At 61.3% G+C, this 6,911-nt stretch carries 11 protein-coding genes and 1 tRNA gene; 8 read left to right on the forward strand and 4 right to left on the reverse strand.

Going from position 1 to position 6,911, the window contains the following annotated elements:
- Nucleotides 1-492 precede the first annotated feature (492 nt).
- Nucleotides 493-798, forward strand: a complete 306-nt coding sequence (locus E5W87_RS32185) for a hypothetical protein (protein ID WP_095482698.1) — start codon at nt 493-495, stop codon at nt 796-798.
- A 46-nt stretch (nt 799-844) separates the two neighbouring features.
- On the opposite strand, the gene E5W87_RS32190 is transcribed toward E5W87_RS32185, so the two are convergent.
- Together E5W87_RS32190 and E5W87_RS32195 are read right to left on the reverse strand one after the other, a co-directional pair.
- Nucleotides 845-1,279, reverse strand: a complete 435-nt coding sequence (locus tag E5W87_RS32190) for a DoxX family protein (RefSeq protein ID WP_292407027.1) — start codon at nt 1,277-1,279, stop codon at nt 845-847.
- Nucleotides 1,280-1,445: 166 nt separating this feature from the next.
- Nucleotides 1,446-2,192 (reverse strand): tryptophan 2,3-dioxygenase family protein, encoded by a 747-nt coding sequence (locus tag E5W87_RS32195; protein ID WP_292407030.1) that lies wholly within the window; start codon nt 2,190-2,192, stop codon nt 1,446-1,448.
- Between the two features lie 159 nt (nt 2,193-2,351).
- On the opposite strand from E5W87_RS32195, the gene E5W87_RS32200 reads away from it, so the two are divergent.
- Nucleotides 2,352-2,822 (forward strand): Lrp/AsnC family transcriptional regulator, encoded by a 471-nt coding sequence (locus tag E5W87_RS32200; protein WP_292407033.1) that lies wholly within the window; start codon nt 2,352-2,354, stop codon nt 2,820-2,822.
- Nucleotides 2,823-2,909: 87 nt separating this feature from the next.
- Here the strand turns inward: E5W87_RS32200 and E5W87_RS32205 are convergent, their stop codons facing one another.
- A complete protein-coding gene (locus E5W87_RS32205) occupies nt 2,910-3,383 on the reverse strand; it encodes an Lrp/AsnC family transcriptional regulator (protein WP_292407036.1) in 474 nt (157 codons plus the stop codon).
- A gap of 112 nt (nt 3,384-3,495) precedes the next feature.
- Between E5W87_RS32205 and E5W87_RS32210 the strand changes: the two genes are divergently transcribed.
- The 6 genes from E5W87_RS32210 (at nt 3,496) to E5W87_RS32235 (ending at nt 6,581) form a co-directional block, all read left to right on the forward strand.
- Complete coding sequence (locus E5W87_RS32210) at nt 3,496-4,062, forward strand: alpha/beta hydrolase (RefSeq protein ID WP_292407038.1); 567 nt, start codon at nt 3,496-3,498, stop codon at nt 4,060-4,062.
- Nucleotides 4,063-4,784: 722 nt separating this feature from the next.
- Nucleotides 4,785-5,300 carry a hypothetical protein gene (locus E5W87_RS32215; RefSeq protein ID WP_292407042.1) on the forward strand — a complete coding sequence of 172 codons (516 nt, stop codon included), beginning with the start codon at nt 4,785-4,787 and terminating at the stop codon, nt 5,298-5,300.
- Nucleotides 5,301-5,396: 96 nt separating this feature from the next.
- A tRNA-Gln gene (locus E5W87_RS32220) sits at nt 5,397-5,470 on the forward strand.
- Between the two features lie 152 nt (nt 5,471-5,622).
- Nucleotides 5,623-5,805 (forward strand): DUF3606 domain-containing protein, encoded by a 183-nt coding sequence (locus E5W87_RS32225; RefSeq protein WP_095482704.1) that lies wholly within the window; start codon nt 5,623-5,625, stop codon nt 5,803-5,805.
- A 156-nt stretch (nt 5,806-5,961) separates the two neighbouring features.
- Nucleotides 5,962-6,171: a hypothetical protein gene (locus E5W87_RS32230; RefSeq protein ID WP_292407046.1), complete on the forward strand. Its 210-nt coding sequence runs from the start codon at nt 5,962-5,964 to the stop codon at nt 6,169-6,171.
- 224 nt (nt 6,172-6,395) lie between these two features.
- A complete protein-coding gene (locus E5W87_RS32235; protein WP_292407048.1) occupies nt 6,396-6,581 on the forward strand; it encodes a hypothetical protein in 186 nt (61 codons plus the stop codon).
- 135 nt (nt 6,582-6,716) lie between these two features.
- Here E5W87_RS32235 and E5W87_RS32240 read toward each other — a convergent pair.
- Nucleotides 6,717-6,911, reverse strand: a 195-nt coding sequence (locus E5W87_RS32240; protein WP_292407053.1) for an EAL domain-containing protein, incomplete at its 5' end; no start/stop codon positions are given.

Genomic DNA, 6,911 nt, shown 5'->3' on the forward strand with positions numbered 1-6,911 from the left:
CCACAAGGGGGAGGGGTTAGGGGTGGGGGTCCATCGTAGAGCGAAAGCCTCGGCTTTCCACATGCGATAGCCCTGCCCACGTGGGGGAGATTGGCAGTTCGAGCGCGGTCCCTATTCCTGCGATGCTGGTGATTGGCGAAAGCCGAGGTGATAGCCGATCTCCCTCCTCGTGGGGGAGATGTCCGGCAGGACAGAGGGGGGCGCTGTCCCGCCGACATTTGATATCGGCAACACAGGCAGCGAACGTTCGAAAGGGCTAGAAACAAAAAACCCGCCTCGGCGGCGGGTCGTTGGCGCAAATCAGCACCATGCCCAAATCAATAGCATAGCTGCCGTCACGAAGTCAATGGTGGAGCGGTCGATTCAAGGAAAAAATTCCTGGACCGAGCGACTCTCGCGCAGGAATGGCTGCGAAGCGCTCGATCCCGTACCGCCCTGCTGGATCGGAACCGGCGTTCGCGCGTTTGGAGCTTAGCCAATGGGAGCGAAGCCATGAATGTCGCCAATCTGCAACTCGAAGGCCTGCTGATGGCCGTCGCATCGATCAATCAGGTTCTTGTCCGCAAGGGCGTGCTCACGGTCGAGGAGATAGACATCGCCTTGCGCAGGGCCGAAGCCAGCGAGACCAGCGAGGAGCGGTCCGAAGGCATGTCGGCGTCGAGCCGCGATGCCGTCAACTTCCCGATCCGGCTGCTGGAACTGGCCAATCAGTGTCAGCCGGAGACGGACATGCCGTCGTTCTCGAAACTGGCGCGCATGGTCGGCCAGATGAAGGAACCCTACAACGACCAGATGTGACGCCCCTCCCCACATCAAAGATGGCAGGTCGACCGAAGGTTCGCGATCAGCTCGCAGACCCAAGCTTCAGCGCCAGCACGCGGCCCGGCCCATGGACGGCAGCAAACAGCAGCCCGGCCAGGAAGGTGAAATGGTCGACGAAGAAGCCGAACTCGGCCTGGTTGCCGGCCCAGTGCGATGGCCCGTGGAAGGCAAAGCCGAGGAAGACGACGTAAACGGCGGCAACGAGCGCGGCCGGTGTGAAAAAAGCTCCGGTCAGGAAGCATAGCACGAGGATGACTTCGAGCAGGGCCGCGCACCATGCCAGAAACAGCGGGAACGGAAATCCGGCAGCGGCGATGTAGCCCGCTGTGCCGCCCATGTCGGTGAATTTGAAAGTCACCGCCATGAGGAAGACGGCCGCGAAGATCAGCCGGCCGACGAGGATTGCCGCGGTTTGCCACGGTGATTGAACGGGTGATTGAGCGGCTTCCAATGACATGATGTCCTCCAGGGTTGCGACGGGTTTCGCCCCAAGGACGATACACCAGCCGCAAACCCGACATTATCCCCTGAGAACTTGTCTGGGAATGAGAACTTGCCTGGGACCGAGAACCTGGCTGGGGCAGCGCAAGTGGCCAGGCCGCCGCAAGACTGGGTTCCTGGATCTACTCTGCCGCGTGGTGGCTGATCGAATCCCGCACTGTGCCGTACTGGCTGCCCCAGCGGTCGGTCATCTCGCAGCGTATGTCCCATAGCTCCGGGAAGAAGCGGTGGCGGGCGCCGGCCTCAAGCAGTTCGACCGGTCGGCCCTTCAGGGATTTCGAGCCGAGCCCGATCGAGCGATGGATGAGATAGAGATGGTTGGCGCGGAACTTCTGGAACAGCTCGTCGAATTCGATCAGCGCTTCGGCGACGACATAGCTGTCGCCGTGATCATATTGCGCGTCGTAGACATCCTCGACCGAGAGCCCGCGACCGTCGAGATAGGACGCCTTGAAGGCCCGCCACAGGTCCGGCGGCATGCGCAGCAAGAGCTTGAAGCCCGGCGATTCCTGGCCGCTGCCATTGCCGAGTTGCAGCCGAATCTCTTGGTATTCCTTGGGCGACATGGTTTCGAGCAGGTCGAACTGCGCCGTCATCATGCGCATCAGCCGATGCACGCGCCCCATCAGCGTGACGATGCGATGCGTGTTCTGCTGTTCGAGGAAGTCGACGACATCTACCAGCGTATAGGTGATGAGCTTCATCCACAGCTCCTCGACCTGGTGCACGATCTGGAATTGCAGCTCGTCGGCATTCACCATCTCGGCCAGCGGCTTCTGGCAGGCGAGAAGCTTGTCGCACCTGAGGTAGACGCCGTAATCGCGCATTTCAGGCGCTTCGATGCGGGCATAGTAGTCCGGCTTGTGCATGGCAGATGCTCCTTTGCCCGGCCCAGCGGCTCAGGCATCTGTTCGGTCCGAGCCTGAAGGATAAGCGCTTTTGGCTTGAACATTGTTCCTTTCTGTTATCCAAATAGCAGTAAGTGAAGGACAAAAGTCCATTCATGAAGCGAATTTGGAGAACGTTTTATGCTGGATGCCCTCGACCGGAAGATCGTCACGGCGCTGGAACGCGACGCGCGAATCTCCTTCGCGGCGCTCGCAGACGAGGTCGGCTTAAGCAAGACGCCATGCTGGAAGCGGGTCAAGGCGCTGGAGGACGCCGGCATCATCCGTGGCTACTCGACGCGGATCGACCCGGCCAAGCTCGGCTTCGGCATAGAAGCCTTCATCCAGGTGTCGATTGATTTCGAGCTTTCCGAAGCCTTCGAGGCCGCCGTGCAAGAACATCCGCTGATCCGGCGCTGCCACGCCACGACAGGCGAAGCCGACTATCTCCTGCAGATCGTGACGGTCGACATGATGGCGCTGGACAGGATGCTGCGCGTCGAGCTCAGCCGCCTGCCCGGCGTGCGCCGGACGATCACCTCGATGGCCATGCGCGAGATCAAGGGCGACATCTCTTTCGCCAACGCCGTTGGGCATACGCAGAAGCGATAGCGGGCCGACAGCGCGGAGGCCGCCTGCTCCAATGAAATCCGTCCAGCGCTCTCTTTTTCAGAGTTTTGTCGGACGGCAGCGCTTCGGTCACGGCCTCGTCATCAGCTCCCGCCCCAGCCGTTTCGGTTGCTCGGCGCGCAGCACCACATTTGTCGTCACCGCGCCATAGCGGCCGATAGCATCGACGATGCTTTCAAAGTCGGGCGGCGATGGGACGACGACTTTCAAGAGAAAGCAATCCTCGCCGGTCACCCGCAGCACTTCGATCACCTCAGGCAATTGCGCGAATTTCTTCAGGCAGGCCTGGATGTGCTCATGCGTGGTGCGCAGGCGGATGACGGCCATCGTGCCGAGCCCCAGCGCCGCGGGATCGATCACCGCTTTGTAGCCGGCGACGATGCCGCGCTCCTCCAGCCGCTTGACCCGTTCCGAGGTGGCGGGCTGGGACAGGCCGACGCGCCGGCCGAGCTCCGAAATGCCGATCCGGCCGTCCTCCTGCAGGGCTTCGATGATCGCCACATCGGTGGGATCGAGTTTTGGACGATAAATGCCGTTCTGCATGGAAACCTTCAATCCATCGGAATTCGCCGCTCTTTTCCGATGATCTCTCATTCCACCGGCCCAGGAAAGACCTAGAATCCGGGCGAGTGTTCCAGGAGAAACAAGGATTTCCATGACTGACTTCATCATCGTGCCGGGCATTGGCGGGTCGGGCGAGGCCCATTGGCAGACCCGCTGGCAGCGGGTGAACCCGGCCATGCGGCGATTCACGCCGGCCAGCTGGGACTTGCCGGATTTCGACGACTGGGTCGCTGCCTTGGAAACTGCGGTGTCCGAGGCCAAGACACCGCCCGTGCTCGTCGCTCACAGCCTCGGCTGCCTGCTGGTCGCGCACTGGCAGCGCATCTCGGGCCGCGACGTCAGCGGTGCATTCCTGGTCGCGGTTCCCGATCCGGCGGCGTCAGCCTTTCCCTCTGTCGCGCACCGCTTCGCCGGCACGCCGCAACAGCGGCTTCGTTTTCCCTCGCTGGTCGTTGCCAGCACCAACGATCCCTATGGCTCGCTGGACTCTGTCAGGGCGAAAGCCGGCCAATGGGGCAGCGAACTGCACCTCGCCGGACCGTTCGGTCACATCAATGGCGACAGCGGCCTCGGCGAATGGACAACAGGAATGGAACTGCTGCGGGCCTTCGTGGAACAGACGGAACAAGGCGGCCAAGGCTTGCTTCGCCAAAGGTGAGCGATCCAGCGGACGCTCGCTTCGTAGCGGTTCAGCTTTTGATAGAATCGTCGAACCGCTCTAACTATTTGTTTTACGCAATTCCGGACGGAAAACCGCTATGCACTTTTCCTGGAATTGCTCTAAGACCGCAGCCGACTTAGGCGCGCAAAGATCCGGGCTGGCAGACGCGTATGAACGATGATTTGCGCAAGGCGACAAAGCTGAAGCGCTCTGTCCGCTGGGTGCGGCGGCGTGCATCACTCTCTGCTGTTCGGCGTCAGCTTTCCGCTTCGGGCAGTCCTCGTAGCCATGGTCGCGCCCGCCGCAATAAGCGCAGCATTTTGCCGGGATATCGGGGCGAAACATCGTCGTCATGCATTGAAATGCACGCGGCGCCCGTCTGGTTGCGTCGCACCGTTACTTTACCCTTACATTAGGGATTTGGGCGCCGAATCCGAGGCTTTAAGGCGTGTAGCCCAGCGCGGCCAAGACCGACAGCCCTGCAACCAGCCCAATTGCAATAACAATGCCGAAATGCCGTTCCAGGAATCTGGGCGGCCCCTGCCAGTCGTATCGCATATCTGAAACTCCGCCGGGTAATCTGGGGCGGAGTGTTCAGGCGTCAAGGCCGGCGGTCCCTGACAGGCGATATGCTTGACAGGCGGTAGACTTGACGTGCGGTAGACAGGCAGCCGCCATTGTCCTTATCCTGGTTCATATCGGAACGCGGGACGGCACTCATGCCCGAGCATCCTTCATCAGCGGGCGAAAGCCATTCCCAGCCCGCTGCGGCATCCGACCCTCGCCTGGCCTTTGTCTATGCGGAGGCGGTGCGTGGGCTCCAACACCAGCAGAATGTGGTGGAGAGCCTCAATACACGCGCGGGCAATCTGATCTTTGCAACCGCGTTCGTGAGTTCTCTCCTCGGCGGCAGAGCTCTCCTGGATGGGCTGGGGCCGTGGGACTGGCTGGCGCTGACGCTGCTTTTCCTGATCGGGCTGCTGGTCGTGATCATGTTGTGGCCCTACTACGCCTATACGTTCCGCTTCGATCCGGAGCAGTTGCTCCAGGACTTTGTCGATCAAAACCCTTCCGGATCCATGGATGTGATGCACCGCGCGCTTGCGCTCCGCATTAAAACCGACATGGCCAACAATTGGCGGATCATTCAGCGCCTGCGCATGGCGCTACAGCTTGCCCTGTTTCTATTGCTGCTGGAGCTTTTGGCGTGGCTGTTCGCAATAGGCCGAGTTTAGGACCACGGCCCCGGCAGGGTGGTAGCCTGTGGGTGACGGCATGAAGCGGCTTCATGCGCGGATGAGAAAGTGCTAGACAGCGTCCACTTCCTCTATTCCCGCTTCGTCTAATGGTAGGACAGCGCCCTTTGAAGGCGTGAATCGTGGTTCGAGCCCATGAGCGGGAACCAGCGTCGGACTGCCGATCAGCCTTGATCCGATCAGATCGCTGTAACTCGGCAATAATGCCAGGACGTGGCCGGCGTGCCCTCCTTTTCCGAGCGGACAAGGTGGTCGGGCGGACCACGGAGCCCTATAACGACCAGATGTGACGGAGGACGACATGGCCGACGACAAATCCAAGACCAAACAGGATCGCAAGCTGGCTTCCAGCGAGCAGCCTTACGAAGTCGCCGCCTTTGCCAAGAAATACGGCATACCGCCGAGCGAGGCCGCGACCATCATCAAACGGTACGGGCCTTCGAGGAAGAAGCTCGATGCGCATATGGCGAGCCGCAATGCCTGATCCGAACCCGGCGGCGTCGACCTGGATCATCACTGCGGCTTGACCAATGCCGCCTGTTCGGCCTGCCGGCGCTATCGACCGGATTCAACGCCAGGTTTCAATAACTCGTTTACTTTGACGCGGTACCACCCAGCGGGGAATCCTTGGGAGGGTCGGATGTCGGACCGTGCATTGCGCTTTGATTGTGTCATGGAGCCAAACGGCCGATGGATGGTGTGGGACGCCATGCTCGATCTGCCGGCCCAGTTTTCGGCGCTTGCGCTGATCGGCCTGTGTCACGATGAGGCCGTTTCGCTCTGCCGCCTCTTGAACGAGACAGCCTCCGAGACAGACGCCATCTATGCCCGGCACAGCCGCGCGTCCTGATGGTTGCGCCGGCGGCGCCGAGGCGGCTGGCGAACAGCGCCGGCCCGAGCGGCTGCTGGATAAATCTCTCTTCCCCGTGGAACGCCGCCTTTGGCTGCGGATGGCGTATTGGCACGGCAGGCAGATGGCGCGCACCCTGCCTCTCGCCATTTGCCCGGGATTTTGCCTTGACAAACAAAGGTGCTATATTAGCTGACTAATCGATTCACAGTCGGCGAACCGGCATGGCCAAGAAGAAGTCAAAACAGGAACCCTCCAGCATTTCCGCGGTCTCTTCGGCGGAAGCCTATGAGGCGACTTATTTTGCCAGGAGATGCGGCCTGACGCGGGATGAAGCGCTGAAGATCATGCGCGAGGCGCAGGGCTGGGTGAGCACGACGATGCCGTCTACTGCCAAGCGGAAGAATTAGTCCACCAGGCGTGCAGTGGCCGGCAAGGCATCGGCCAGGGAGGCGCCTCCTCAAGCGGCACGACGAACACGCGCTGCATTGAACGGGGCCGCGTTCCGCCCCACCGGCTCGACCCCATCAGCCCTGGATAGAGTCCTACGCTTGCCGTCCCACCGGCAAAGCCGCTTGCGCGCTCGCTCGTGCCACGATCGCTTGCAGCGGCTCCGGCCGGTGCAGCAGAAATCCCTGGCCGAAGGCAACGCCCATATCCCTGAGGATGTCGAGCGCATCCTGCTCTTCGATCTTCTCCGCCACCACGGAGCAGCCGAGGCTTTTGGCGATGCCCGATAT

Source organism: Mesorhizobium sp., assembly GCF_004962925.1.
In the GTDB taxonomy this organism is placed as follows: Bacteria; Pseudomonadota; Alphaproteobacteria; order Rhizobiales; family Rhizobiaceae; genus Mesorhizobium.

Bases quoted from the DNA above. Each gene is read 5' to 3' on its own strand.
- E5W87_RS32185 (WP_095482698.1), top strand. From the start codon at position 493: ATGAATGTCGCCAATCTGCAACTCGAAGGCCTGCTGATGGCCGTCGCA.
- E5W87_RS32190 (WP_292407027.1), bottom strand. From the start codon at position 1,279: ATGTCATTGGAAGCCGCTCAATCACCCGTTCAATCACCGTGGCAAACC.
- E5W87_RS32195 (WP_292407030.1), bottom strand. From the start codon at position 2,192: ATGCACAAGCCGGACTACTATGCCCGCATCGAAGCGCCTGAAATGCGC.
- E5W87_RS32200 (WP_292407033.1), top strand. From the start codon at position 2,352: ATGCTGGATGCCCTCGACCGGAAGATCGTCACGGCGCTGGAACGCGAC.
- E5W87_RS32205 (WP_292407036.1), bottom strand. From the start codon at position 3,383: ATGCAGAACGGCATTTATCGTCCAAAACTCGATCCCACCGATGTGGCG.
- E5W87_RS32210 (WP_292407038.1), top strand. From the start codon at position 3,496: ATGACTGACTTCATCATCGTGCCGGGCATTGGCGGGTCGGGCGAGGCC.
- E5W87_RS32215 (WP_292407042.1), top strand. From the start codon at position 4,785: ATGCCCGAGCATCCTTCATCAGCGGGCGAAAGCCATTCCCAGCCCGCT.
- E5W87_RS32225 (WP_095482704.1), top strand. From the start codon at position 5,623: ATGGCCGACGACAAATCCAAGACCAAACAGGATCGCAAGCTGGCTTCC.
- E5W87_RS32230 (WP_292407046.1), top strand. From the start codon at position 5,962: ATGTCGGACCGTGCATTGCGCTTTGATTGTGTCATGGAGCCAAACGGC.
- E5W87_RS32235 (WP_292407048.1), top strand. From the start codon at position 6,396: ATGGCCAAGAAGAAGTCAAAACAGGAACCCTCCAGCATTTCCGCGGTC.